General features: G+C 70.0%; 19 protein-coding genes and 2 pseudogenes. 6 read left to right on the forward strand and 15 right to left on the reverse strand.

The genetic code is table 11. The annotated features are described in order from the left end of the window. Nucleotides 1-40: 40 nt before the first annotated feature. From K415_RS0117940 to K415_RS0117955, 4 genes are all read right to left on the reverse strand, one after another. A complete protein-coding gene (locus tag K415_RS0117940) occupies nt 41-1117 on the reverse strand; it encodes an ABC transporter substrate-binding protein (protein ID WP_081785093.1) in 1077 nt (358 codons plus the stop codon). Between the two features lie 344 nt (nt 1118-1461). Further along, on the reverse strand, nt 1462-2226 hold the full coding sequence (locus K415_RS0117945; protein ID WP_024288411.1) for an SDR family oxidoreductase: 765 nt from the start codon (nt 2224-2226) through the stop codon (nt 1462-1464). A 38-nt stretch (nt 2227-2264) separates the two neighbouring features. Further along, on the reverse strand, nt 2265-2816 hold the full coding sequence (locus K415_RS0117950; RefSeq protein WP_024288412.1) for a ribose-5-phosphate isomerase: 552 nt from the start codon (nt 2814-2816) through the stop codon (nt 2265-2267). Between the two features lies 1 nt (nt 2817). Beyond that, nucleotides 2818-4566 (reverse strand): dihydroxyacetone kinase family protein, encoded by a 1749-nt coding sequence (locus K415_RS0117955; RefSeq protein WP_024288413.1) that lies wholly within the window; start codon nt 4564-4566, stop codon nt 2818-2820. A gap of 213 nt (nt 4567-4779) precedes the next feature. Between K415_RS0117955 and K415_RS0117965 the strand changes: the two genes are divergently transcribed. The 4 genes from K415_RS0117965 to K415_RS0117980 all read left to right on the forward strand — a co-directional run bounded on the left by K415_RS0117965 (nt 4780) and on the right by K415_RS0117980 (nt 9477). Beyond that, nucleotides 4780-6366, forward strand: coding sequence for a sugar ABC transporter ATP-binding protein (locus K415_RS0117965; protein WP_024288414.1), 1587 nt, complete (start codon nt 4780-4782; stop codon nt 6364-6366). Then, nucleotides 6363-7385 (forward strand): ABC transporter permease, encoded by a 1023-nt coding sequence (locus K415_RS0117970; protein WP_024288415.1) that lies wholly within the window; start codon nt 6363-6365, stop codon nt 7383-7385. The genes K415_RS0117965 and K415_RS0117970 overlap by 4 nt, the downstream gene beginning before the upstream one ends. 77 nt (nt 7386-7462) lie before the next feature. Further along, on the forward strand, nt 7463-8527 hold the full coding sequence (locus K415_RS0117975) for a substrate-binding domain-containing protein (protein ID WP_024288416.1): 1065 nt from the start codon (nt 7463-7465) through the stop codon (nt 8525-8527). Nucleotides 8528-8673: 146 nt separating this feature from the next. Then, complete coding sequence (locus tag K415_RS0117980) at nt 8674-9477, forward strand: DeoR/GlpR family DNA-binding transcription regulator (RefSeq protein ID WP_029664093.1); 804 nt, start codon at nt 8674-8676, stop codon at nt 9475-9477. A 55-nt stretch (nt 9478-9532) separates the two neighbouring features. Here K415_RS0117980 and K415_RS25195 read toward each other — a convergent pair whose 3' ends face one another. From K415_RS25195 to K415_RS0118015, 8 genes and pseudogenes are all read right to left on the reverse strand, one after another. Further along, the gene (locus K415_RS25195) at nt 9533-9874 is read right to left on the reverse strand and encodes an HAD family hydrolase (protein WP_369795282.1); all 342 of its coding nucleotides are present in this window, start codon (nt 9872-9874) and stop codon (nt 9533-9535) included. A 224-nt stretch (nt 9875-10098) separates the two neighbouring features. Further along, nucleotides 10099-10515, reverse strand: a pseudogene (locus K415_RS25200) (HAD hydrolase family protein); the annotation flags it as partial. Then, complete coding sequence (locus tag K415_RS0117990) at nt 10407-12086, reverse strand: phosphoenolpyruvate--protein phosphotransferase (RefSeq protein ID WP_024288419.1); 1680 nt, start codon at nt 12084-12086, stop codon at nt 10407-10409. The pseudogene K415_RS25200 and the gene K415_RS0117990, both read right to left, overlap by 109 nt. A gap of 85 nt (nt 12087-12171) precedes the next feature. Next, nucleotides 12172-12441 (reverse strand): HPr family phosphocarrier protein, encoded by a 270-nt coding sequence (locus tag K415_RS0117995; protein WP_024288420.1) that lies wholly within the window; start codon nt 12439-12441, stop codon nt 12172-12174. A 13-nt stretch (nt 12442-12454) separates the two neighbouring features. Further along, nucleotides 12455-13891 (reverse strand): glycoside hydrolase family 1 protein, encoded by a 1437-nt coding sequence (locus K415_RS0118000; RefSeq protein WP_024288421.1) that lies wholly within the window; start codon nt 13889-13891, stop codon nt 12455-12457. Further along, nucleotides 13888-14271 (reverse strand): PTS lactose/cellobiose transporter subunit IIA, encoded by a 384-nt coding sequence (locus K415_RS0118005; protein ID WP_024288422.1) that lies wholly within the window; start codon nt 14269-14271, stop codon nt 13888-13890. Before K415_RS0118005 ends, K415_RS0118000 begins: the two co-directional genes overlap by 4 nt. Nucleotides 14272-14326: 55 nt before the next feature. Continuing rightward, the gene (locus K415_RS0118010; protein ID WP_024288423.1) at nt 14327-15649 is read right to left on the reverse strand and encodes a PTS sugar transporter subunit IIC; all 1323 of its coding nucleotides are present in this window, start codon (nt 15647-15649) and stop codon (nt 14327-14329) included. Further along, the gene (locus K415_RS0118015) at nt 15646-15981 is read right to left on the reverse strand and encodes a PTS sugar transporter subunit IIB (RefSeq protein ID WP_029664096.1); all 336 of its coding nucleotides are present in this window, start codon (nt 15979-15981) and stop codon (nt 15646-15648) included. The genes K415_RS0118010 and K415_RS0118015 overlap by 4 nt, the downstream gene beginning before the upstream one ends. A gap of 247 nt (nt 15982-16228) precedes the next feature. On the opposite strand from K415_RS0118015, the gene K415_RS0118020 reads away from it, so the two are divergent. Continuing rightward, the gene (locus K415_RS0118020) at nt 16229-18145 is read left to right on the forward strand and encodes a transcription antiterminator (protein ID WP_024288425.1); all 1917 of its coding nucleotides are present in this window, start codon (nt 16229-16231) and stop codon (nt 18143-18145) included. A 198-nt stretch (nt 18146-18343) separates the two neighbouring features. Here the strand turns inward: K415_RS0118020 and K415_RS0118025 are convergent, their stop codons facing one another. Continuing rightward, a complete protein-coding gene (locus K415_RS0118025) occupies nt 18344-18556 on the reverse strand; it encodes a hypothetical protein (protein WP_024288426.1) in 213 nt (70 codons plus the stop codon). Nucleotides 18557-18714: 158 nt separating this feature from the next. Between K415_RS0118025 and K415_RS22175 the strand changes: the two are divergent. Then, a pseudogene (locus tag K415_RS22175) lies at nt 18715-19918 on the forward strand (IS256 family transposase). Between the two features lie 479 nt (nt 19919-20397). Here the strand turns inward: K415_RS22175 and K415_RS0118035 are convergent. Together K415_RS0118035 and K415_RS23045 are read right to left on the reverse strand one after the other, a co-directional pair. Beyond that, on the reverse strand, nt 20398-20910 hold the full coding sequence (locus K415_RS0118035; RefSeq protein ID WP_081785095.1) for a nucleotidyl transferase AbiEii/AbiGii toxin family protein: 513 nt from the start codon (nt 20908-20910) through the stop codon (nt 20398-20400). Between the two features lie 610 nt (nt 20911-21520). Further along, complete coding sequence (locus K415_RS23045; protein WP_024288429.1) at nt 21521-26329, reverse strand: nidogen-like domain-containing protein; 4809 nt, start codon at nt 26327-26329, stop codon at nt 21521-21523. Nucleotides 26330-26426: the final 97 nt, after the last annotated feature.

Here is a 26426-nt window from a genome sequence, read left to right on the forward strand (position 1 = left end):
AAGTCCTCTCTCAACGTGGTCCGGATGTGGGCCGTCCGGCCTACGAGAACAGTGCGTTGATCTCGTCGTCCGTCATCCGGGTGTTGACCCAGAGGCTGTCCGGGAGGTCGGGTCGGACGAACTCGTCGAGATTGTCCTTCGTGATGACCTCAGGCTCGAGGATGTCGTCCTTGACGACGTCCTCGCCATCCAGGATCGCAAGAGCGCTCTCCAGGGCAGCGGCGGAGATCCACGTCGGCTTGGCGACCGCGATGCAGTCGAACGTCGTGGCCCCCTCGTCCAAGAGGGTCTGCCACTTCTTGAGCAAGCCGTTGCTGTCCTCCCCCGTCATCGGGACCAGAGGCACACCCGCCGCCTCGAACGCCTCGATCGCCCCCAGCGTCATCGAGCCACCCTGGGACCACACGCCGTCGACGTCGGGGTTGGCGGCGAGGAAGGACTCGACGGCTGTCTTGGTCGTCGCCTGGTCCCAGCTGCCGTCGATCGTCGAGACGATCTCGATCCCCGGGTTGGCGTCGAAGACCTCCTTGGCGCCCTGGTAGCGCAGGTCGCTCGTCGGGATACCGGCGATCCCGTTGATCGCCAGGATCTTGCCGGAGCCGCCGAGCTTCTCGACGAGCCACTCGGCGCCCGTCGCGCCGAACTTCACGTCGTCGACGTTCACGTACGACGAGTACGCGTCGGTCGCGGCACCGGAGGCATTCAGGACGACGACGATGCCGGCCGCCTCGGCCTGCTCGATGACGGGCGCAATGCCCTCTGGGGAGATCGGAGTCACGATGATCGCATCGACGTCCCGAGCGATCATCGACTGGAGGTTGCTGATCTGTGTCTGAGCGTCGTTGTCCGACTGCGTGATGACGACGTCGGAGATCCGATCCGACTCGCGCACCGTGGCGGAGGTGAACTCGGCCTCGAGCTGGGCCGACCAGGTGTTGCCGACGAAGTAGGAGTCGTAGCCGATCACGTAGGTGTCGGCAGCATCCCCGCCACCGGTGCTCTCGGTGGGATCGCCACCGGTGGTGTCGCCGGTGGTGTCGCCGGACGAGCATGCGGAGAGAGCGAGCGCGGCCACCGCGAGTGCGGCCACACCGGACGTGCGCATCCAACTGTTCATGCCCTTGGTGCCTTCCGTTGTGAGGTCTCTGCCGAGAGGTCCTCCCGATCGACTCCACCGTTCCACTTGCCCGGTCAACCTGTCAACCCTGGACCAGGCAGACCATCGGCCGCGCAGTCGGCGGGGGCCGTCCCATCGCCGAGCCGCCGCGAGGGGTGACTCCGCGTCATCCCGGTCCGCCCGCGTCGTGGGTCGTCCGCCGGCAGCCTCGTTGACATCTCGTGACACCAACGCCGGAGGCCCTCTCGATCCGACGATCGAAAGGGCCTCTGAACTGAAGCTTCACGTGTCACGGGGCCAGGATGCGAACCTGCGACCTCTGGCCCACGCGTGCAGTCCGTCTTCTAGCGGATCGTGTAGCCGCCGTCCACGATCAGGTCGGCCCCGTTGATCATTGCGGCTTCCGCGGACGCGAGGAACACCGCGGCGGCGGCGATCTCGTCGGGGTACGCGAACCGGCCGGTCGGGATCAGCTTCTTGAGCGCGTCGCCCTTGGGCCCGTCCCATGCCTTGCGTCCCAGGTCGGTCAGGACGACCGTCGGCGAGATGGTGTTCACCGTGACGCCGCGGCCCGCCCACTCCGATGCGAGCACCTTGGTCAGGCCGATCACGCCGAACTTCGACGTGCAGTACGCCACGTGCTGGTCGAGTGCCACCGAACCGGCCTGGGACGCCAGGTTGATGATCGTGCCCGCGCCGGCCCCGAGCATGAGCCGCCCGGCCGCCTGCGCCATCAGGAAGGTGCCGGTGAGGTTCACGGCGAGCGTCCGCTGCCAGTCCGCGAGCGTGAGGTCCTCGGCGGGCGCCAGCGCCACGATGCCCGCGCTGTTGACCAGGATGTCGATCCGGCCAAAGGCCGCGACGACGTCGGAGACCGTGCGCTCGACGGATGCCGGGTCCGCGACGTCACACGCAAAGGCACGGCCGCCCAGCTCCTCGGCCATCCGCTGCGCAGCCGCCTCGTCCAGGTCCACGACGGCGACCGTCGCACCCTTGCGGGCAAAAGCTGAGGCGATCGCGGCGCCGATGCCCGAGGCCCCGCCCGTGACCAGGGCCACCTTGCCGCCGAGGCTGAACGTGAAGTCGATGGATGGTGCGGTGTCGGTCATGGCTTCTCCAAGGTGTGGTCGTGCGGGTTCGACGGGGGTCACGGATGCCGGGGGTCGACGGTGCCGCCCGGGGTGGTGCACGCGTCCAGCTCGGGCGCGACGGCATCGGCCGCCATCTGAGGGTCGCCCGCGTCGGGCTCGTAGGAGCGGATCGCCTCAACCTTGATCGCCGAGGCGGACGAGCTGTCGAACCGGTATCCGAGCCACTCCCGGGCCAGTCGGCGCGCGAGCTCGATGCCGATCACGCGCTGCCCGAAGCAGAGGACCTGCGCATCGTTGCTCAGCACGGCCCGCTCGACCGAGTAGCTGTCATGAGCCGTCACGGCCCGGATCCCCGGCACCTTGTTCGCACTGATCGCCACGCCCAGGCCCGTACCACACAGGAGCAGCGCACGGTCGGCGCGGCCGTCGGCGATCATCCGGGCGGCCGCGACAGCGATGTGCGGGTACGCCGTCTGGTCACCGCTCCCGACGCCCACGTCGATCACCTGGGCCACACGGTCGTCGCGCTCGAGGTCGGCCTTGAGCTGGTCCTTGTAGGAGAGGCCCGCGCTGTCGCTGCCCACGACGACGCGCCATCCGTCGGTCATCTCATGCCTCGTCGGTGACACCGACGGCGAGCGCCCGACCCGCGACCCCCAGGCACAGGGCCAGGGAGGTCGCTCCGGCGTCGGGAGTCCCGATGCTGCGCTCGGCCAGCGGACGTGCGCGGCCGACCCGCGGGGTCATCGGCGCCGTGTCCTTCGCAGCACGCTCGGCCACCACCGCCGCCGCGGCCCACGCCGCGGGCAGGGTTCGTCCCGCGGACACGTCGCGTTCCAGGGCGGTGACGAACGGACCCAGGGCGTCGAGCATCGTCTTGTCCCCGAGCTCGCACTTGCCGAGGCGCTGGATGGCGTCCTGCCCGGCGCGCAACGCCGCAACGACGTCCGCGCCCGCGATCTCGTCCCGCTCGTCGCCGAGCCGGTCGCCCACCGCGATGAGAGCGGCGCCCCACAGCGCACCGGACGTGCCGCCGGCCTTGGTCTGCCAGGCCCTGCCCGCGGAACGGAGGAGGGTCGCCACACCGGAACCGTCGTCGGCACACGGACGGGCGGCGCCCACTGCGGCGGCGATGCCCTTGACCATGCCGCGCCCGTGGTCGCCGTCGCCGGCGATCGCGTCGATGCGGCCCAGCTCGTCCTCGACCTCGACCAGCGCGGTCTGCATCTCCGTGAGGGCGCGGAACGCCCGCGCGGCGCACGCGACCGACGCCGCGGTCGCGACGGCATGCGCTTCTCCCCCGGTGAGGGCGTCGTCCACGGACTCGTGCCGCCGCTCGCCGGCCGCCCATCCGACGGCGCTTCCCGCCGCCTTGCGGTACGCGGGCGTGTCGGCAGGGGCGCGCCACAGCCGCTCCAGCTCGTCGTCGAGGGCCACGAGCGTCAGCGAGCAGCCGGCCATGTCGAGGCTGGTCACGAGCTCCCCGACCTCGGGGTCGACGATCGTCACGCCACGCTCGCGCAACAGCGCGCTGACCGTCTTCCAGACGACGAAGAGCTCCTCGTACTTGGTCGCGCCAAGCCCGTTGAGGATGGCGCCGACGCGGGGGTTCTCGCCCAGCTCCAGCTCGGCGATGGCGCCGTCCACCAGCCGGCGGGCCAGGTCCGCGGCCGGCTGGATGGCGTCTTCGGACACCCCTGGCTCGCCGTGGATGCCGAGGCCGACGCCCATCTTCCCGACCGGGACGGTGAACAACGGGTGGTCGGCGCCCGGCATCGTGCAGCCCGCGAACGCGACACCGAGGGTCCGGGTGCGGTCGTTCGCCTTGATGCCGATGCGTACGACCTCGTCGAGGGAGCAGCCCTCCTCGGCCGCGGCACCCATCGCCTTGAAGACCACGAAGTCCCCGGCGATCCCCCGGCGCTTGGCGACGTCCGACACCGGAGCGCTCGCCACGTCGTCCGTGACGAAGACGACCCGGGCCTCGATCCCCTCGGCCGTGAGCCGCTCCTGGGCCTGCGTGAAGTTCATCACGTCGCCGGCGTAGTTGCCGGAGGTGATGACCACGCCGCCCCCACCGCTCGCGGCGCGGCCCACCGAGTAGGCGTCCTCGGCCGAGGGCGATGTGAAGATGTTGCCGACGACCGCCCCGTCCGCGAAGCCCGGCCCGACCACACCGCAGAACGCGGGGTAGTGGCCCGACCCGCCGCCGACCACGACGGCGACCTTGCCGGGCGCGGTCTGCGTGGAGCGCACCACACCGCCCGGCACGCCGGTGACCCGGTCGCGGTGGGCGTCCAGGAACCCGGCGAGCATGTCCTCCATGAATTCAGCTGGGTCGTCGTAGAGCCGGGTCATGGCAGCATCCCTCTTCCCCGATCATCACAGGGCGGTGTTGTCGAGAACGTAGTTGACGTGACAAACATGCAGCCGAGGCCGCGTATGGAACATGTCACATGTGAGAAATCTCGTCAAGGGCCTTTACAACCAACATCTGGATGTGCGACGGTGCCAACACCAGCATGACGTGCCGGTGGCGGATGACGGAGTCCACAGAAGGCGAGCCCTCCCTTGGAAACCCCAGCTCTCGAGGTTCGGGACCTGCACAAGGCCTTCGGTGGCGTTCCCGTGCTGCTCGGGGTCGGCTTCAGCGTCCTTCCCGGTCAGGTGACCGGCCTCGCCGGTGAGAACGGGGCCGGGAAGTCGACGCTGATGAAGATCGTCAGCGGCCAGTACCGGCAGGACGCCGGTCAGGTCGTCGTGCGAGGCCAGGAGCTGCTGCACGCCGACCCGATCCATGCCCGAGCCCTCGGCGTCGGCATCGTGCCGCAGGAGCTGGCCCCCTACCCCGACCTGACGGTCTACGAGAACCTCTTCGTCGGCCGGGAGCTGCACGGCCGTGCCGGCCTGCTCGACCACAGGGCCATGGCGCGCAAGGCACGCGAGATGCTCGCCGTCTACGAGGTGGACGTCGACCCGCGGACCCGCATGGGCCGGCTGTCCGTGGCGCTCACCCAGATCGTGGAGATCGCGAAGGCGACCACGTGGGGGGCGAAGGTCCTCCTGCTCGACGAGCCGACGTCGTCCATCCCGGAGCGCGAGGTCAGCCGCCTCTACGCGGTGGTGCGACGGCTCACCTCACAGGGCGTGGCGATGGTCTACACGACCCACCGGATGGAGGAGATCCAGGAGCTCGCCGACCAGGTGGTCGTGCTGCGCGACGGGCGGATGGTGCTCGACGCCTCCCTGCGCGAGACTGACGACGAGGCCATCGTCCGCGCCATGATCGGGCGCGACCTCGGTTCCCTCTTCCCCGACGTCAGCACACCCTCGACCGAGGTCGGGCTCAGCGTGCGCGGACTGCAGCTGGAGCGTGACGGCGTCGCCGTGGACCTCACCGTCCGGAAGGGCGAGATCCTCGGGCTCGGCGGGCTCGTCGGTGCGGGCCGGACCGAGATCGTCGAAGCGCTCTTCGGGGTACGTCGCTCGGCGGCGGGCACCATCGAGGTCGCAGGGCGGACGGTCCCGCGCAACGCGCCGGCACAGGCGATCCGCGCCGGGGTCGCCCTGGTCCCCGAGGACCGCAAGGGCGCCGGCCTGGTCCTGACCCAGTCTGTCCTCGACAACGGGAGCCTGCCGCACCTCTCGGCCTTCACCACGGCCGGCTGGATCAGGCCACGCCGGCGCCGAGCAGCCGTGGGTGCGGCGATGTCGTCGGTCTCGCTTCGCGCACGCAACCTGGAGCAGAGCGTGGGGACGCTGTCCGGTGGCAACCAGCAGAAGGTCGTCCTGGCCCGCTGGCTCACCCAGAACGCGAAGGTCCTCCTGCTCGACGAACCGACCCGAGGTGTTGACGTCGGCGCGCGCGGCGAGATCTACGACATCATCCGACGCCTGGCCGAGGCAGGGCTCGCCGTCGTGCTCGTCAGCTCGGACATGCCCGAGCTGATCGGCCTCAGTCATCGCGTGCTCGTCGTGCGCGGGGGCATGGTCGCCGGCGAGCTCAGTCGCGAGCAGCTCGACCGTGACGACGCCCAGGAGCAGATCTTCCGTCTTGCGAGCGGGCACCTCGCAAGCGTGTCCACCCAGGACGGGCTGCCCGACGGCACCCAGCCCGCAGCCCCCCCATCGTCCGGCACGACAAGGAGCACCCCGTGAGCACATCGACGACCCCCGGCCAGAGGGTCGACCTGTCGGTCGACGACCACGCCCCGGGCACGCGACGGTGGAACCGGGCGCGCATCGAGGAGCTGCTGATCCGCAACTCGATGGTGCTGGTGCTGCTGCTGGTCATCGGGTACTTCTCCTACGAGAGCTCGCGGTTCGCCACCGGCTCCAACCTGCGCACCATCCTCATCGCGGCCGCCCCCTTCGCACTCGTGGCCCTCGGACAGACCGTCGTGATCCTCACCGGCGGGATCGACCTCTCGGTCGGCAGCGTCATCGCGCTCGCGGCGATGGTCGGTGCGCGGACCGTCGTCGGGCACCCCGACCGGCTGTGGCTCGCCGTGACTCTCGCGGTCGTGGTCGGGATGGCAGCCGGGCTGGTCAACGGGCTGATCGTGAGCCGGCTCAACGTCGCGCCGTTCGTTGCGACCCTCGGCATGCTGACCGCCGCGTCCGGCCTGGCGTACGTCGTCGGGCACGGCGCGCCGATCAACGGGCTGCCGCCGGAGTACGGCCGGATCGCCAACACGAACATCATCGGCCTCCCGGCCCCGGTGCTCGTGATGATCATCGGGTTCCTGGTGATCGCCGCGGTGATGAAGCGCACCTCGTTCGGGCTGCACGTCTACGCCGTCGGCGGCAACCGCGTCGCGGCCGAGGTCGCCGGCGTGAACACGCGACGCACCCTGACCAGCGTCTACGTGATCAGCGGCGCCCTTGCTGGGCTCTCCGGCGTCATCCTGTCCTCGCGCGTCATCTCCGGTCCGCCGAACCTGGGCCAGGGCTACGAGCTCGACGCCATCGCCGCCGTCGTGATCGGGGGCGCGAGCCTCCTCGGTGGTCGCGGCACCGTCTGGGGCACGCTGCTCGGCCTCCTGCTGATCCAGACGCTCAACAACGGCCTCGACATCCTCGTGGTCCCGGCGTACTGGCAAGCGGTCATCAGCGGCGTCCTGATCGTCGCGGCGGTGGCCGTCGACATGTGGGCAACCCGAAGGAACCGCACATGACGGACCCCACACCGCACCAACCCATCAGCCTGATCAGTCCCACCGGCATGCACAGTCCACAACCTAAGGAGAACGCGGTGTTCCGAAACGTACGACGTGGTGCGATCGCCCTGACTGCGGTCGTCGTCCTCGCCACAGCAGGATGCGGTGCCGGCGACGACACCCAGGCTCCCCCGAACGATGGCGGCGACGGCACCGCCGCCGCCGACGCGCCGCTGCGCATCGGCGTCACCGTCTACGACATGTCGTCGTTCATCACCCAGGGCCAGGAGGGCATGCAGGCCTACGCCGACGACAACAACATCGAGCTGCTGTGGAACTCCGCAGGCAACGACGTGTCGACGCAGGCGACCCAGGTCGAGCAGCTCATCAACCAGGAGGTCGACGCGATCATCATCGTGCCGGTCCAGGCGGACTCACTCGGGCCGCAGCTCGAGCAGGCCCAGGCGGCCGACATCCCCGTGATCGCCGTCAACACGACGCTGTCCAACGAAGAGCTGATCACCGCATCCGTCCTGCCGGACGACGTCGCAGCCGGCGCACAGGAGATGCAGATGATGGTCGACGCCATCGGCGGGGAGGGGAACATCCTCATCCTGCAGGGTCCGCTCGCGTCGTCCCCTGAGCTCGACCGGACCGAGGGCATCAACTCGGTGCTCGCCGAGAACCCCGGCATCACGGTGCTCGCCATGGACACCGCGAACTGGAAGCGCGACGAGGCCGTCAACAAGGTCAAGAACTGGATCTCCAGCTTCGGCGACGAGATCGACGGCATCGTGGCCGAGAACGACGACATGGGCCTCGGTGCGGTCCAGGCGCTCAAGGAGGCCGGCACCTCGGTTCCCGTCGTGGGCATCGACGGCATCCAGGACGGGCTCGCCGCCGTTCAGGCGGGCGACTTCATCGGGTCCTCGCTGCAGCACGGTCGCGTCGAGATGGCGGCCGGTCTCGCGGTGGCTGCCAAGGTGGCACGGGGCGAGGACGTCGAGAAGACCTACACCTACATCATGCCGCCGATCACACCGGAGAACGTCGACCAGTACATCGCCAACGTGGTCACGGAGAAGGACGCCTTCCTGGAGGGCATCGGCGACCTGATCAACAAGAACCTGGCCTCGGGGGACATCGCCAACGAGGAGTGAGCCGTCGGTTGCTGGGCGGCTCCGGCCGCCCCAGCACCACCCGGCCGTGCGCCGGCCGCACGATTCGAGAAGGCGCCTCACCGATCGACGTATACTTTCCGCGCCGTCTGCTGGTGACGCGTTTGTCCCGTTGAGAGGGAGATGGTGTGAGCCTCACCGCCCGCAGGACGACGCCGCGTCAACAGGATCGGCACGAAGCGATCACCGAGCTGGTCCTCAGCCAAGGCTCGGCGCGCATCGAGGACCTCGCCGAGGCGTTCGGTGTCAGCACCATGACGGTGCACCGCGACCTCGACACACTTGAGGCGCACGGCATCCTGCGCAAGTCCCGCGGTGTCGCCACCGCCCTCGCCACGAGCCTCTTCGAGTCGAGCCCCGAGTTCCGCGCCCGTCAGCACCACGCCGACAAGGAAGCGGTGGCGCGCGCCGCACTGCCCTTCGTCGAGCCCGGACAAGCCGTCATCCTCGATGACTCGACGACCGGGCTCCACCTCGCGGCCCTGTTGCCCACGCGGCAGCCGCTGACCGTGATCACCAACTTCCAGCGGGTCGTCACCGCGCTCGTCGGCGAACCGGGGATCGCCCTCATCGCCCTGGGCGGCCTGCACTACCAGTGGTGCGACGCCTTCATGGGAAGTGTCACCCTCGAAGCACTCCGGTCGCTCCGCGCCGACGTGCTGTTCATGTCGACGCCCGCGATCATCGACGACATCTGCTTCCACCAGCACCACGACGCCGCGCTGGTGAAGCGCGCGATGTTCGACGCCGCCGCGAAGCGCATCCTCTTCGTCGACCACTCCAAGTTCACCCAGCGAGCCCTCCACGCCACCATGCCGGTCGCCGACTTCGACCACGTGATCGTCGACGCCCACACGCCGGCGGACGACGTCAGCCGGCTGCGCGACAAGGGAGTCTCCGTGATCGTCGCCGAGGCTGTCCCGGTGCACTGACCGACCGACGCCGTGAGTGTCGGCCGGGCAGGGCGCGCAGTCCCGGCGGACGGCGTCACAGGAGTCCGAGCTCGGCGAACGCGGCCACCAGCCCCGCGCGCTCCGGCCCGCGGGCGATGAGGTCGGCGAGCGCGACGAGCCGCGGGTCGCCGCCCTCGATCGCGACGGCCGTTCCGGCGTACGCCAGCATCTCCAGGTCGTTGGCGCCGTCGCCGAACGCGATGACGTCCTCGCGTCCGATCCCGAGGTCGCGCGCGACGACCTCCATGCCGGCCGCCTTGTGGACCCGGCGAGGTGGATCTCCCCGGCGAAGGGCCCCAACCCCGGCATCGAGCTCGGCAGCGACCCGACCTCGTCGCCGATCATCGCGGCCAGTGCGGGCACCGGGATCGGGCAGTCGAAGACGCTGACCTTCCCGAACGCGACGTCCGCGTAGTCGTCGCGCATGCGTAGGGCGCCGAGTACGTCGTCGAGCCCATCGCGGGCCTCACCCGGCACCGCCGGCAAGCCGTCCAGCAGCGCCCGCAGGTGCTCGTCGACGCCAGGCCGGCCATACTCCGCCTCTGGCGCCTCAAGGATGTAGGCAACGCGGTGCGCATCCAGGACGGCGAGGGTGCGTGCCGCGACGGCGTCAGGGAACCTCCGGTCCAGGAGGACCCGCCCGCCGACCTCGACGTACCCGCCCGCCCCCGCGACGAGGCCGTCGAACCCTGCGGCAAGAAGGTGCGGCGAGAGCATCGCCCGGGAGCGCCCGGTGCACAGGAAGACCCGGTGCCCGGCCGCACGGACCGCGCGCACGGCAGCCTCGTGCCCCGGCGGTACCACACCGTGGTGGACATAGGTGCCGTCGACGTCGAGGAACACCGCGCGCGAGGCCGTCCGACCCCCGACCGCTCCCTTCGTCTCCTCGACCGCTCCGCCGTCCACCGTCAGAGCCCGAGCGTGTGCCGGACGTCGTCCGCAACGAGCGCGAGCGCCGCCTGCCGGGACGATGCGGCGTCGGGGGCGGCCGTCGTCGCGGCCGCGATCGCGCGGCACTGTGCCAGCGAGTGACTGCGGAGCGCGAACCGGACGGCCGCAAGGGCGGCGGGGGCCATCGACAGGCTGGTGACGCCGAGGCCGACGAGGACAAGACCCATGACCGGGTCGGCCGCCGACTCGCCGCACACGCCGACCGGCTTGCCGGCCGCACGGGCAGCCGACGCGGTCGCCGCGACGAGCTGGAGCACGGCCGGCTGCCACGGGTCGAGCAGGTCCCCGAGCTCCCCGCGGAGGCGGTCCGTGGCCATCGTGTACTGGGCCAGGTCGTTCGTCCCGAGCGACACGAAGTCCACCGCCTCGAGCAACCGCTCGGCCTGGAGGGCGGCGGCGGGCACCTCGACCATGACGCCGACGGTGCGGAGCCCCGCGGCCCGGGCGCGCGCCGTGAAGTCGTTGGCCTCGACGACGGTGGCGACCATCGGCGCCATGACGGCGACCTCGGCCCCGGAGCCCTCCGCGGCCCGGGCGACCGCCCCGAGCTGGGTGGCCATCAACTCCGGCAGGGTCCGGACCAGCCGGTACCCACGGACGCCGAGCGCCGGGTTCTCCTCCGTCGCCTGCTGTGCGAACGCGAGTGGCTTGTCGGCCCCGGCGTCGAGCGTGCGCACGACGACCTTGCGCCCGGCGAACGCGTCGAAGACCTTCCGGTACACCGACTCCTGCTCCCTCGCCGTCGGCGCCGTCCGGCGGTCGAGGAAGAGCACCTCGGTCCGGAACAGGCCGACGCCCTCTGCGCCCGCCGCAGACGCGCGCAGCGCATCCTCCGGCGTACCGACGTTGGCCACCAGCGCGATCCGGTGCCCGTCCCTCGTCGCCCCGGGGGCGCGGTCTCCTGCGAGCGCCTCGGCCGCCGCCCTGCGGCGGGCGACCCAAGCGACAAGCTCCGCCCCGGGATCGGCCGTGACGGTCCCGGCGCCCGCGTCCACAACGACCGTCGTGCCGACGGGCAGGGTCGTCACGCCCGGCACCTGGACGACGCAGGGCAGGCCCAGCTGCCCGGCGATGATCGCTGTATGGCCGGTCGGCCCGCCGACCTCCGTGACGATCGCCAGCACGCTGTCGAGGTCCAGCGCGGCGGTGTCGGCCGGCGACAGGTCCACGGCCACGACCACGGAAGGCTCGCTGAGCGTGAGCCCCGGCTCGGGGCAGCCGAGGAGGCGGGCCAACACGCGATCCTTGACGCTGCGCAGGTCGGTCACCCGCTCGGCCAGGTACCCTCCGGCGGACGAGAACACGGCCCCCACGGCCTCGACGGCCTCGTCCACGGCGGAACAGGTGGGAGCCCCGACGAGGATGCGGCGCTCCACGTCGTCCAGGAGCGCGGCGTCCTCCGCCATCAGGGCCGTCGCCCCCAGCACATCGGCCAGAGCACCGGACGACGTCGCGCACCGGCGACGAAGGTCGTCCGCGACCGCGACGAACGCGGCCGTCGCCTCACGCGCGGCCGCCTCGGGCATCTCGGCAGGCGCCTCGCCGGCCGGTGGCACGGGCGCGGGCCGCATGATGGCGACTGGCCCGACGGCGACGCCCCGGCCGATCCCGAGGCCCCGGCTCACGGTGAGGGTCATCGACCTTGCTCCTGTCTTTGAGGTGCGCACGAGGGGACGCCGGACGGCGACGACGCTCGTCCGTCGGCCATCCGGCGTCCGTTGCCTACTCGGCGTCGAGGTCCTGCTCGAGAAGCCCGACGAGCTCGTCGAGCACGCGATCGGCATCGCTGCCGGACGCGGCCAGCTCAACGGTCTCGCCGTGCTTCACGGCGAGGCCCATGACGGCCAGGATGCTCTGGGCGTCGACCGGAGCCGATCCCGGCCGCCCAACGGTCACGGGGAGACCGCTGCCGATCACCGCGGTGGTGAAGACGGCGGCCGGGCGGGCATGCAGGCCGACCTGCGAGGCGACGACGACTGTGCGTAGCGGCATGGCTCTCCTCCCCTCAGTCCAGATCCGCACCGCACGAGGCGGTGACGCGCCGGAACCACGCGTAGCTGGCCTTCGGGATGCGGGCTCGCGAGCCGGCACCCGTGTCGTCCAGGTCGACGTAGATGAACCCGTACCGCTTGGCCATCTCGCTGGAGGAGCAGCTCACGATGTCGATCGGCCCCCACCAGAACCAGCCGATGACATCCACGCCGTCGGCCAGGGCGTCCGCGACCGCGCGGAGGTGATCCCGCATGTAGGCGATCCGGTACTGGTCGTCGACGGTGCCGTCGTCGGCGAGCACGTCGCGGCAGCCGAACCCGTTCTCCGCGATCATCAGGGGCACCTGATAGCGGTCCCAGTACTCGTTCAAGGCGACCCGGAGACCCGTGGGGTTCACCGACCAGCCCCACTCGTTCGCAGCGAGGTACGGGTTGTCCTTGGACGTCCGTGTCTCGAACGACTCCGCATCGACGATGCGCGTGTAGTAGTACGAGAAGGCGAGGTAGTCCGCCGCCCCCTCCGCCAGGTCCTGCTCGTCGCCGTCCGCCATGGTGACCTCGATGCCGCGGTCGGCGAAGACCCGCCGGGCGAAGCCCGGGTAGCGCCCGCGGAGGGCGACGTCGGAGAAGAAGTACTCCATCTGGTTCTGCCGCATCGCGGCGAGCCGATCGGCCGGGCGGGGCGACGCCGGGTCCTCGTTGCCGTGCGCGAGCATGACGCCGAACCGGAAGTCCGGGTCGATCTCACGCCCCAGCCTGGTCGCGCGGGCACACGCGACCAGCTCATGGTGGATGGCCTGGTACTTGGCCGACCACATGTCGTCGACGCGGTCGGCGGCGACGCCCAGGTGGTTGAACGACTCGTGCGTGATGAGGTTGATCTGGTTGACCAGGATCCACCACCGCACCTTGCCGGCGTACCGGCGCAGGACGACCTCGCAGTAGCGGACGAACAGGTCGATGAGCTCCCGGGAGTACCACCCGTCGTAGTTCAGGGTGAGGTTCACCGGCATCTCGTAGTGGGACACCGTGATGACCGGCTCCATGCCGTGGGCGATGATCGAGTCGATCAGGCGGTCGTAGAAGGCCAGACCCTCCTCGTTCGGCTCGGCGTCGTCACCGTTCGGGAAGATCCGCGCCCACGAGATCGAGGTGCGGAAGGCCGTCATCCCGGCGCCCGCCATGAGCTCCAGGTCGGAGTCGTACGTGTGGTAGAAGCCGATCCCGTCGCGCTTGGGATAGCGCCCCACGGTGTCGGACATCGCCGCGCGCACCTGGTCGGTGGTGAGCTCGGAGTTGTTCCGGTCCGTTGGCGCCAGGTCGCCGCGGTAGAGGTTGAGGTCGGCGAGGGACCAGCCCTTGCCCCCCTCCCGCCACGCGCCTTCGGCCTGATTGGCGGCGATGGCACCGCCCCACAGGAATGACGGGGGGAAGGGCGCCGAAGCGCTCATCGGGCGCCCTCCCCTGTCGTGGCGGCCGTCGTACGTGACATCGCAGACTCGATCGCCGCGAGGCGGGCGTCCACGCCTTTGAACGCGGCGACGAGCCGTCTGACCATCCGGATCTCACCGTCGGTGGTCATCATCGTGTCTTGCGCGTGGCTGAAGAGAGCCGGGAAGGTGACGGCGGTCCCCGAGGCTTCGGCCTGGATGACGTCCGTATGCACTTGGTGCGCCGTGCGGAGCGCCGCCTGCGCACCGGCGAGCTGGGCGAGCGCGCCGTCGAAGTCCAGCGCGACCATCAGTTCGATGGCATCGCCGACCAGCTTCCTGGCCTCTCCGGCTCCCAGCAGGATCTGCATTGCGGCACTGACCGCGGGGTCCTGGGTCACTGTGTCTCCTCGTGTTGCCGTCGTACGTACGCGTGGTGTGGTGTGGGCTCCGGGCTCAGGCGCGCGCCTCCGCCGTCGGCGTCCCACCGATCTCGACCGACGGGACGTCCCGCCCGGCGCCGTTCCTCGCGGCTGCGTCGCCCTCGAGCTTCTTCTGCTCGGCTTCCTTGATCTCCGCGTCCACGACCTGCTTCTCGTAGGCACGGAAGAACGGGTACCAGATGGCCGATGCGACCACGAAGACGATGACGGCGAGGACGATCGCCCGGGCGGACGATGTGGAGAGCCAGGTGCTCAGCGGGAACGGGGTGTACCACAGGTCGAAGAGCCGCTCGGGGACGGGCGCGAGCGGGATGACCTTGGTGAACAGCCAGACCACCAGCGGCAGCACGAGGCCCTGCAGCCACATCGGGATCATGAGCATGGGGTTCCATACCACGGCGCCGAAGACGACGGGCTCGTTGATGTTGAAGATGCCCGGGACGAGCGACGCGCGACCCAGCGCCTTGAGGCGCTTGGAGCGGGACCACATGAGCATGATCACCAGGGGCAGCGTGGCACCGACGCCGCCAATCCAGAGGTAGGCCGAGTAGATCGTCTCGGCCGTGACGAGGTTGGCGGCAGAGCCGGCCATGTTGGCCGTGATCGCGGCAAGGAAGATCGGCTTCTGCACCGGCTCCAGCACCCAGCCCGAGATACCCATCGAGTAGAGGGCGCAGTGCACGAACATCCAGATCGCGAAGCCCCACGGGGTCTGCATGACGTTCTGCAGCGGCATGAAGATCGAGACGATCGCGTTGTAGAGGTCGAAGTCGAGCAGGTCGACGACGACCCATCCGGACACGACCACGACGGCGATCGGCAGCATCGCGTCGAACCAGGCCCGGACGAAGTCCGGCAGGGCCGAGTTCTCCTTGAAGAAGGTGAACCGGCCGAAGAGGCTCATGATCAGCCCGGTGAAGACGCCGGCGATGATCGCGATGAACATGCCGCCCGCGCCCAGCGCGCTGTGGCTGAAGCCCGGCGTCTCGCTGGCCACGACTTCGGGCGTGATGATGATGAGGAAGAGCGAGATGCCGCTGAGCCCGGCGATGAGCCGCTGCTTGCGAAGCCGCTTCTTCTCCATGAGGTTGAAGGGGATGAGGAAGGCCATGAAGAGTGAGACCAGCCCCATCGTCCAGCCGAACGGCACCCAGAAGTCGGGCAGCCAGCTCACGTAGCCCTGGAGGACCGCGAGCAGGACGAAGACCGAGCCGAGGAAGATGAACGGCAGGATCTGCATGATGGAGTCCTTGAGCGTCAGGACCCACACATTGTTGTTCAGCTTGGTCATCCGCGGCGCGAAGGTGCGCTCGAGCCATTCGGTCATTGCGTTCATGCCTGAGCTCCGTCCATGGGGGGGATCTGGTCGAGGAGGTGCTCCAGCGCGGCCTGCCCGTCCAGCGTGGAGTAGTAGTCCGGCCGCATCTGGATCACGGTCACCGGGTGGTCGCCGATGTACTCGTCGATCTCGTCGAGGATGTACGCCAGGTGCGGTCCGACCATGAGGACGTCGATCTCGTCGACGTAGTTCTCGATCTCGCTCTCGCCGCGTGCGACGACACTCATCTCCAGACCACGCCCGGCCGCGGCCTTGCGGATGTTCGCGGCCATGAAGCCGCTGCTCGCTCCCGATCCGCAGACCAGGAGCACTCGCAACCGTGCTGCCATGCAAGCTCCCTTGCTTGGGCGCCGGCTGGTCGCCGGCGCACTGCTGACGCCCTGGGCACACGGGGGTGTCGCCCAGACGATGGTGACCGGGCGGCCCGGCGTGATCCAGGCACGTCGCTTCCGCTTCGGCGGAATCAAGGCAGGCCACAAGCCCCTTCCTCCGAGGCGGAAGCCGGTCACGTTGTGGTCGTTCGGCGACCGGTGCTATCAAGGGCGCGCCCCCTGTCGTCGACGAGGACGGATCAGCGTGAGCCGCGAACGCCGTGAGGAGCTCCTGGACGTCCTGCGCCGCTCGCCGGGACCGATGTCCGGGGAGACGCTGGCCGCAGCGCTCCACGTCTCCAGCAGGTCCGTCCGCACGTACGCGGCCGAGATCAACGCGCGGGCCGGTACGGACGTCGTCCGCACGAGCCACCACGGGTACCGGCTCGACCAGGCCGCGTACCGGCGCTACCGCGCGAGCCGCCGCGCGTCCGCCCGCAAGGTCGAGACGCCGCGTCAACGCCTCTATTTCCTCGCCCGGCACCTGGTCACGCACCAGGAGGGCACCCACGTCGACACGCTCGCGGAGCTCCTTGCGGTGAGCCGGGAAACGATCGACGGCGACCTGGCCCGCGCCCGCGAGCTGCTCAAGGTGCACGACCTTCGCATCCGTCGCGAGCGCGACGTGCTGAGGATCGACGGCACCGAGCGGAGCAAGCGGCGGCTGGTGCGTCAGGTCCTGCTCGACTCCGCGGACGGCATCAACCCGGCCGCGCTGCGGGTCTTCGAGCACGACTACCCCGACATGGACGTCAAGCTACTGCGGCGCCGCACCCGGGAGGCGCTGAAGGACGGCGGCTTCGACGTCGGCGAGTTCGTGCTCAACGACATCGTCATCCACCTGGCGATCGCCGCCGACCGGGTTCGTCGCGGCCACACCGTGGAGCCCGGCGCCGATCGAGCGGACGCCGAGGGGGACGAGGGCGCGGCAACCGGCGACCGGCTCCTCGACGTGCTCTCGGACGCGGTGCACGAGTCCGCCGGCGTCACCCTGCCACCCGGCGAGCGCATCACGCTCAGCGGCATCGTCTCGTCGCGGTGCGGCAGCGGCTCGCAGGAGGTCAGGGCCGAGGTGCTTGCGCTGGTGCGCGACACCATGGGGGTCGTCTCGGACCACTTCCTGCTCGACCTCGGCGACGAGCCGGCCGTCGCCAGCCTCGCCCTGCACGTGCAGGGACTGATCAGCCGTGCCCGGTCCGGGCGGGGCCTGCGCAACCCCCTGGGCGCCTCGTTCAAGGTGATGCACCCGCTGGTTCACGAGCTCGCGCTGCTCTTCGCCAGGACCATCGAGTCACGAGCGGGGATCACCGTCGCCGAGGGCGAGGTCGACTTCCTCTCGTTCCACCTGGGGAGCCTCTTCCAGCGGCAGCTCGACCGAGGTCCCCTCCTCACGGTGACGGTGGTCGCTCCGCGGTACCTTGACATCCACGAGACGCTCGCAGCCCGGCTCGGCGAGGAGCTTGCGGGCGAGGCCCTTGTCGAGTCCGTCGTCACCACCCTGGACCACGACTGGGCGAGCATCCGCAGCGACCTCGTGGTCTCGACGATCGACCTCGCCACAGTCACCACGGTGCCCGTCGTCCTCGTCGGCCCGTTCCTCTCCCGCGACGACCTCGACCGCGTCCAGGACGCCGTCCGTGCGGAACGGGCCCGCGTGGTGCGGCAGCAGCTCCGATCGAACGTCCTGTCCCTGGTGGACCCCAGGCTCTTCCACGCGCTGCCATCGGTGGCCGACCGGGACGCCGCCCTGCACTTGATGTGCTCGGCAATGCAGGAGACCGGCTACGTCGACGGCGGGTTCCTCGAGGACGTCCTCGACCGCGAGCGCCGCTCATCGACGGCCTTCGGTGCCGCCTTCGCCGTGCCGCACTCGCTCTTCCTCGACGCGGCGAGCACCGGGATCGGCGTCCTGGTCACCGAGCGCCCGATTCCGTGGGACGACCGCTCCGTGCGGCTGGTGCTCCTGCTCGCGGTGAGCCCGGACCAACGCCGGGTGTTCCGTGACGTGCTCGACCGGCTCATCGGTATCCTCAGCGGGCCCGCAGCAGTGAACGCCCTCATCACCGGGTCCACGGACTACGAGGGCTTCATCGCCTCGCTCGACGTGCTCCTGGACGCCTGACGTCGGCGGCCAGACTCGCCCATTGTCCAGGGAGCTCTCTCGGACAGCTGTACCAAGCGGGGAACTCGCTGATCGACAGGCGCGGCCGACCAGCTCGCCGCCGCAATCACCTGGCCGATCAGCGACGACGCCACCAACGTCACAGGGGCGATCCTGCCGTCAGACGGCGGGTGGGCGGTCGCCTGACCGCCGAGCGGCTCAGGCGGGGCTCGACACCGGCGTCTGCGGGTCCGGCTGGGTCGGCCCGGTCTGCCCGATCGAGTTCGCGACGCCGTAGGACTCACCACCCTGACCCGGGAACAGCGCCTCGGGCCCCAGCCCCGCCACGATGCGCAACCCCATCGTGTGACGATCCTCGATCACGCCGTCCGCGAACAGCCCGGGAAACGCGTCCCTCGTGCGTCGCTCCACGTAGTGGGTCTGTCCGAGTAACGGTGTTACTGCTGTCTGGCCGGACACGCCGGGCGCGGCTTGGCGGGGAAGCAGGCAGCATGACCGAGACGATCGAGTCCGTGAGGACGACGGACACGGTGTTGGACGAGGACGCGCAGCGTGAGCTGGCGGCGAAGATGGTCGAGCAGGCTCGGGCGGCCGGGATCGACCTGGTCGGCCCGGGCGGGTTGTTGACGGGCCTGACGAAGCAGGTCCTGGAGGCGGCCCTGGCGGAGGAGCTCTCCGAGCACCTGGGCTATGACAAGCACGACCCGGTCGGGCGCAACAAGGAGAACTCGCGCAACGGCACCAGGGCCAAGACGGTGCTGACCGAGGTCGGCCCGGTCGAGATCGAGGTCCCTCGGGACCGGGACGGCACCTTCGACCCGGTCATCGTCAAGAAGCGACAACGCCGGCTGGAGGGGGTCGACCAGATCGTGTTGTCTTTGACGGCCCGGGGGTTGACGACCGGTGAGGTCGCAGCGCACTTCGCCGACGTCTACGGCGCCTCGGTGTCCAAGGACACGATCTCCAGGATCACCGAGAAGGTCGGCGCGGAGATGACCGAGTGGGCCACCCGGCCCCTGGATCGTGTTTACCCGGTGTTGTTCATCGACGCGATCGTGGTCAAGGTCCGCGACGGGCAGGTCACCAACCGGCCGTTCTACGTCGTCATCGGCGTGACCTGCGCCGGGGAACGGGACATCTTGGGGATCTGGGCCGGGGACGGCGGCCAGGGCGCCAAGTACGGGCTGGCGGTGCTGACCGAGATCAAGAACCGCGGAGTGCAGGACGCGTGCATCGTGGTCTGCGACGGGCTCAAGGGCCTGCCGGAGTCGATCACCACGACCTGGGAGCTGGCCCAGGTCCAGACGTGTGTGGTCCACCTGATCCGCAACACGTTCCGCTACGCCGCCCGCCAGGACTGGGACGCAATGGCCAAGGACCTGCGCCCGATCTACACCGCCCCGAGCGTGCAGGCCGCCGAAGCCCGGCTCGAGGACTTCGCCGAACGCTGGGGCGGCAAGTACCCCGCGGCGGTCAAGCTCTGGCGCTCGGCATGGGGCGAGTTCATCCCTTTCCTGGACTACGAGGTCGAGATCCGCAAGGTCATCTCCCGCGACCAACGCGATCGAGTCCCTCAACGCCCGCTACCGGCGCGCGGTCAGGGCCCGGGGCCACCTCCCCAACGAGGCCGCCGCGCTGAAGTGTCTCTACCTGGTCACCCGGTCCCTGGACCCGACCGGCCGCGGTCGGGCACGCTGGGTCATCCGCTGGAAAGCCGCCCTCAACGCCTTCGCCATCACCTTCGACGGGCGCATCAACCCCTCGATCAACTAAGACGCCAGATGGCACTTACACCGAAGATCGGACAGTCCCGAACCCTGCGGGCGTAGGGCCGGGAGCCCGGTGTGATGGACGTCCCGCGGAGCTCAGCGGCGTCCATGTTCGTTCAGGGCGTACTCAGGCCTACCGATAGGTCTACTGGACGGTCAGAGGCCCGCCTCGCCGAAGCGGTGCGGCCCTCTGACCTGCTCTTTCACTGTCGGGATGACAGGATTTGAACCTGCGACCCCTTGACCCCCAGTCAGTTCAGGGTGTCCGCGACAGTCCGCTGACATTCACGTTTGTGCAGGTCAGGCTGCTTGCGCGTGCGTCTCGATTCGCCGGGGCCCGCTGCCGTTCGCTGAGTTGGGGTCCAGGACCTGGACCCCAACTCCTCGATCCGCGCAGAGAGCCGACCCGGCACGGCCGCAGCCCCGCGGAGGCTCCACTCACCACAGGGCAGATCTAGGCTCCCCTCTTGCCCTCCACCAGCACTACGCCTGGGAGCGCCCCGTTCGCGACTCTGCAAGCCACCTCGCGTCGGTAGCCTCCACGAGGACGCCGTCGGCAAACGCTGTGACTGGCGAGACGACATCCGTGAAGCCCATAGGCAGATCCTCGCCCTGACGTCCGAGGCTCCGCCGGTAGGCGGCCCAGGTGCCGGCGCGCGACGTGGCCAGTGCACCGACTGTGCCGCTCAGGGGTGCGAGGGTGACCCCGCGATGGGCTGCGGTGGCATCGATCGCCTGCCGAACGGTGCCCTGGTCGAGGTCGTGGGCTCCGGTGATCGAGTAGATGTCGGCGTAGTCGCGCACCCGGGTGTTGGCCGCGCCGAGTTCGAGGGCCGTGACGATCTTCTCGGCCAGCACCGTCTCGATCGGATACCCGAGCACGGCCACAGGCGCCATGGTCGGGCGAAGGGCGGGCAGCAGGACCGTTCGCGGAGGCGGGGTCACCGGGTCGCCGAAGCTCACGTCGAGCCGCAGCGTGATGCTCGCTGTTGCGATCCCATCCCGCGGGGTCCAGCAAGATCACCCAACGGGGAAAGGACCCTGTCGACGTTGATCGACAAGGCCCTGACCTGCAGTAATCCCTGTCGGGATGACAGGATTTGAACCTGCGACCCCTTGACCCCAGTCCCTCCTGCGCTGCTCACGAGGGCGTGCCGCGGCGACGTTTGCGCAGGTCAAGGCCCATACGCGTCCGTGGGTGTCCATCTCTGCCCACGCCAGTTGGGCCTACTTTGGCCTACCGATAGGCGGACCGCCGGCGCCGCCGGGAGGGCAGGCCGGGGATCGATCGACCCCGGCCGGGGCGCCACCGGACGCCGTCTCCGGCCCAAGGTCATCGGTCGAAGCCGAACTGAAACTCGCGAGCGGCTCATCGACCTGAAGACGAAGCACGCTGCCGGCGTCGACGCCACCCAACGCGCCGACGTTCCACACCCTGGCCGAGCTCTGGCTCGCCCGCGCGCTCCTGAGCGACGTCACGGAGAACACCCGCTGAACCACGAGCGCAGCCTCAACGGCCACGTCATCCCCCGGCTGGGCGACACCCGGCTCTTGGGCCTTCGGTCGGAGGACGTGCGCCCAACGACCCCGCTGCCCGCGGCTCCGCTCAGCAGGTACCGGCCGGCTCCCAGGGACCCGAACTCGTCGCGCCTGGTTCCTGGTTGCGGGTCCACCACTTGGCGGTCCACAGCGAGCCGTCGTGCACCACGGTCTCGGCACCGGTGTAGATCCACGACGCCGTCCACTGCTGGCCGGGACCGCCCCCGCAAGTCAAGGTTGCGCCGATCTCCGCCCACGGACCCCACGGCGACGCGCCAGGCGTCTGATTCTGGGTCCACCATTGCGCCTCGAACCGGCGGCCGTCGTAGAGCACCACGTCACCCGCCTGGTACACGGCCGTCGGGTCCCAGGTGGGGGCGACTGACGCAACCTGCACGGTGTCCCAGACCAGCGGTGTGGTGTCGAACACGACGGCGATCCGCACCTCGCCCCGGCCTGGGTACGTGGCGGGAAGTGTCACGGTCGCCTTCTCCTCGGAGTCGAAGGCCACGTCCCCCAGGTCGGTGGTCGTGCCGTCCACCGCGACGGCGTACACCCGCCCGACCACGTCGGCGTGCGAGGCGATCTCTTCGGGCTCCGGGACCGCGGCGTCCAGGGACAGCGTGTCGCCGGGTGCCATCGTCTCCTCACCGACCAGCGACGTGGAGCGCGTGGCATCGGCCAGGTCCACCGGCACGGACATGGTGACCATCTGGGTGCAGGTCGCCTCGTTGCCCGAGGAGTCGGTGGCTGTCCAGGTGACGTTCGAGGCACCGATCGGCCACGACGCAGGGAGTCCGGGGGTCACGGTCGGTGTGGCGTCGACGACGTCGTCCACGGCCGGGGCGCCCAGCTGCGGGGTGTGGGTGTAGGTGATGTCGAGGTCCGGCGGGCAGGTGATCGACGGCGCCGTGGCGTCGACCACGGTGACCGCATGCCGGGCGGTCGAGGTGTTGCCCGCCAGGTCGGTCGCGGTCCAGGTCACAGTGGTCGTCCCCAGCGGTAGCACCTCGGGGGCGTCGTTGGTGAGCGCGACCTCGTCGGCCAGGCTGTCCAGATCGGTCACATCTACGCCGGGAAGGTCGCCCTGCCACCCACCTCGAGCATTCCCCTCGAGCTGCTGATCGGCAACGGTGATGACCGGCGCCTGAACGTCGGGCACCTCGCAGACGAGCACGAGCTCAAGATCCAGGGCCGGGGGCGGCACGGTGAGCACGTCGGTGGTGGCCGACGCGCAGCCGTCCTTGGACGCGACGAGCCGGTAGTACCCGGCCACCACGTCCCACCCGAAGGCCCCCGTTGTCCCGGTGGTCATCGGATTGGCCCGGTTGGCCGGGGACATCAGGTCGCTGCCATCGGCCACCGGCACGAACTCACCGTCGGCGGTGTCGCTGCGCAACAGCGTCACCGTTGCTCCGGCCACGGCGTCACCGGTCTGGTCGACCACCCGACCCGACGGGTCGATGTAGATGTCGAACTGCACCGTCTGCACCGACCCGTCGGGGCAGACGATGGTGATCCCAACGAGTGCCGACCCGTGCTGCGGGTACACCGGGCCGAACGTGGCCGAGTAGTGGCCCTGGCCGTCGCCGGTCATCGGCCCGGAGGCGATGGTGGCGCCGTAGGAGTCTCCCTCGGTAGAGAGAACCTCGAACGAGGCGCTGCCCCCCAAGCACCCGGTGGTCCGCAGGGTCAGCGTGTCCTGCCAGTGCACCATCGGCGGGGCACCCGGGGCGACGAGCGGGCCGAAGGTCGTCCCGGGCGGCAGACCGGCGATCTGCATGAGCTCGATGTCCACGATCGTCACGTCATCCTGGGTGACCTCGACCGACGGGACGCTGACCCGACTCGCGCTCAGGCCGCTCGGCGGGAAGGCCGTCACGTCGTAGGTACCAGGCGGGATGCCCACCGCGTCGTAGCTGCCGTCGGTCGCTGTCCGGGTCTGGAAGACACACTCGCCCCCACCGTGCGGGCAGACCTGGATCGGCGCACCGCCGACCGGGAAGCCGTTTGAGGTGACCGTTCCGCGAACGCCGGTCGAGGAGTTGCCGGCGTTACCGTTGCGCACCGGGAAGAGGTAACGGCCGAGAGTCATGCCCCGGTTGCTGTGCGAGACGAGCGCGTGCGGGTCGCCGTCGGTGAACTGGTGGGTCTGCAGGGACCCGGGCATCTGGTAGAACGCATCGGCGTCACCGGTACCTGCCGAGTATCCGACGCCCACCGGAACGCCGCCGAAGCCGTCCGACGCACCCAGCAGGCTGCCCGTCGCCAGCGCGACGCTGGTCGGGACCCCCCCACCACCGCCACCACCGCCACCGCCGCCGCCGCCGCCATCACCATCACCGCTCTCCCACCCGACGTGGCCGTAGTTGAAGACGATGTCCACGTCACCGGCACCCTGGTCGGACCGGTCGACCAGGAGCAGCTGGGCAGAGACGAGCTTGTCGTCGTGCCGGTCGAAGTAGCCCACATTGATCCAGTTCACGCAGAACGCCTGGTGCCCGTCGAGCACCGTCGTCCCGTAGGTGACCGGTGCCGAGCCCTCGCTGCGCGTGTCAACGTCGGCGAAGAACGGCGCGATGATCGGTGGTGTGTCCTCGTCGAGCGTGAACGGGGTGCGCGTGCTCATGGGCTCGTCGAATGTCACGTTCCCGTTGTTGTTCACGTAGAGGTAGGTGTACGTCGTCCCGAAGAAGTTCACCGGGAACGGCAGGTCCACGGCGCCCGTCGACCCGTCGTCGTTCGGCGGGAGCGTCGTCTCGGCGCAGGTGTCCGTCGTGAGAAGCGCCCCGGACGAGAAGACGTACGGCGTCGCGCAGCCCCAGAACGGCCCGGTCGCGGGGCTGTCCGTCTGCGTCCCGGTCACCCGGACGTACACGAGGCTGCCGTGCCCGACGACGATGTCGGTCCACTGCCGGCCCGTCGGTTGCCACGACGTGCCGGTGATCGCATCGGACGTGAAGAAGGGCTCGACCGACGGGCCCTCGGAGATCTCCACGACGAACCGGTCGTTCTCGAAGTTCCCCTTGTTGCCGCGCGACCACGACACCGTCGGCGGCCTCGACACGTCGGAGACCGGGACCGTCACCTCGTAGGCCTTCGCCTGCGGTGCGCCCGCGTACGGCGCGATCTCGGCCGAGGCGAGGAGGCAGCCGAGGTCGGCGACCTGGCTCGAGGAGATCCGCGGCGACCCCGTGGCCGGGCGCACGTACGACAGGAAGTCGCTGAGCCGCTCGGCATCGGCGTCCTCGAGCAGCCGGGTCATCTGCAGCGGGCCCAGCGCTGTGCCGTCCTGGTAGGCGAACCCCGAGGCACCATCACGCTGGAGGTTGAACAGGACCGCGGCCACCGCGACCTCGTTGTCGTCCCCGCCGGGGAAGGCACCTCCCCATTCGCCGTCCATGGGCACCGAGAAGCTGCGCGGGCCGATGGGGACGCCTCCGGTCGAGGTGCGAATGAGGTCGTCGTACACGCCGTCACCGACGCCAGGGATGGCCGGGTGCGCCGCGTACTGCCCGGCGCTCACCGAGAAGTAGTTGCCGTACCCCTCGGACCAGGCGAGCTGCCCACCCTCGTCCTTGCCCCTGCCGGGGTTGTCGTTGCCGTGTTCGTCCTTGCCGCACACGTCCGTTGCCAGGTGGTCTGTGAAGCAGTGGGCGCCTCCCGGGCCCGACGCGATGCCGTGGTGCCGGTCGAACCAATGCCCGTACTCGTGCGCGATGACGTCCCAGGCGCTCCACTCCCACTCGCCCACGTGCAGGCCGTCGGCGTTGGCGAACGCGCCGTCGTCGGCCCCGTCCGGATAGGCCACGGTGACGCTCGGCACGTCGCCCCCGGCCATCTCCCCGTAGAGGTGCGCGCTCCACAACGCGTCGTGGATCGCGAACGCCGTCTGGGCGACGCCGTTGTGCCCGATGTTCAGGTCCACGGTCTTCGTCGTGCCGTGCGGGACCCCGCCGTCCACGCTCACCGACTGGTGGTAGATCGTGAACCCCCAGGGGAAGCCGGGGTCGATCCCGACGCGGCCGGCGTCGCTCGTGGCGACGAAGTCCAGCTCGGTGTAGTCCTCTTCAAGCCAACCACCGAGGCGCAGCTCGTAGTATCCGGCGTCGTCCGTCTCGAGCACCGCGACCTCGGATCCCCACTGCAGCACCCGGACCTGGATGTGGCGGGCGGGGTGCAGGTCGTCGTTCCAGTCCGTCCAGGTGACGTGGCCTCGCAGCACCGTCTCGGACGCTCCCGCGGCCTGCACGGTCTGCACGACGTCGTCGACGGGGGCGACGAACAGTTGCTCGAACGCCGCCTGGCGCGCCTCGTCGGTGTCGTGGTCGAGGGCGATCGCGTTCGCCTGGGCGTCGATCGACGTCTCACCCGAGGCCACCGACCCGTCGGCGGTCGGTGCGATCCACAGCGAGGACGCGCTCGAGAGGGTCACTTCCCCGGTCTCACGCGTCGCCGTCAGGGACACCGCTCCGGCCCGCTCGTCCCCCACGACGAGGGGCACGGTCACCTCGGCGACCCCGGCCGCATCGGTGACCACTGACGTACCGGGCGAGCCGGGCTCGACGTCCCCCTGGCCCATCAGCGTGACGTCGTAGGCGGTACCCGGAACGCCGGTCAGGGTGAACACCGCGTCGCCGTCGCGGTAGTCCGCGGTGATGTCCAGGGTGTCGTCGTCACCCCGGGGAACCTCGACGGCCGAGGGCTCCTCGCCCGCCACCACCTCGGCGTCCGGCTCGGCGGTCGACACCGAACCGGCCTTGTCGACGGCGGCGGGCTCCGGTGCCGCCGCGGCCGTCAGAGCGGAGGAGCCGACGACGGCGCAGGCGATCGCCAGTGCGACGACCGCCTGGAAGGCGCGACGGGGCAGTGTCATGGGGTTCGTCCTCCGCGATCAGGCGCTCTGGGCTCGCCCAAAGTAGGGGCCTCGATCCACCCGGTGTTGCCCGTTCTGCGCCGAGGTCACCCGATTG

Origin of the sequence: Cellulomonas sp. KRMCY2, from assembly GCF_000526515.1 — a bacterium.
Classification (GTDB): Bacteria; Actinomycetota; Actinomycetes; order Actinomycetales; family Cellulomonadaceae; genus Actinotalea.

Coding starts and splice junctions, on each gene's coding strand:
- K415_RS0117940 (WP_081785093.1), bottom strand. CDS start 1,117: ATGAACAGTTGGATGCGCACGTCCGGTGTGGCCGCACTCGCGGTGGCC.
- K415_RS0117945 (WP_024288411.1), bottom strand. CDS start 2,226: ATGACCGACACCGCACCATCCATCGACTTCACGTTCAGCCTCGGCGGC.
- K415_RS0117950 (WP_024288412.1), bottom strand. CDS start 2,816: ATGACCGACGGATGGCGCGTCGTCGTGGGCAGCGACAGCGCGGGCCTC.
- K415_RS0117955 (WP_024288413.1), bottom strand. CDS start 4,566: ATGACCCGGCTCTACGACGACCCAGCTGAATTCATGGAGGACATGCTC.
- K415_RS0117990 (WP_024288419.1), bottom strand. CDS start 12,086: ATGACCCTCACCGTGAGCCGGGGCCTCGGGATCGGCCGGGGCGTCGCC.
- K415_RS0117995 (WP_024288420.1), bottom strand. CDS start 12,441: ATGCCGCTACGCACAGTCGTCGTCGCCTCGCAGGTCGGCCTGCATGCC.
- K415_RS0118000 (WP_024288421.1), bottom strand. CDS start 13,891: ATGAGCGCTTCGGCGCCCTTCCCCCCGTCATTCCTGTGGGGCGGTGCC.
- K415_RS0118010 (WP_024288423.1), bottom strand. CDS start 15,649: ATGAACGCAATGACCGAATGGCTCGAGCGCACCTTCGCGCCGCGGATG.
- K415_RS0118015 (WP_029664096.1), bottom strand. CDS start 15,981: ATGGCAGCACGGTTGCGAGTGCTCCTGGTCTGCGGATCGGGAGCGAGC.
- K415_RS23045 (WP_024288429.1), bottom strand. CDS start 26,329: ATGACACTGCCCCGTCGCGCCTTCCAGGCGGTCGTCGCACTGGCGATC.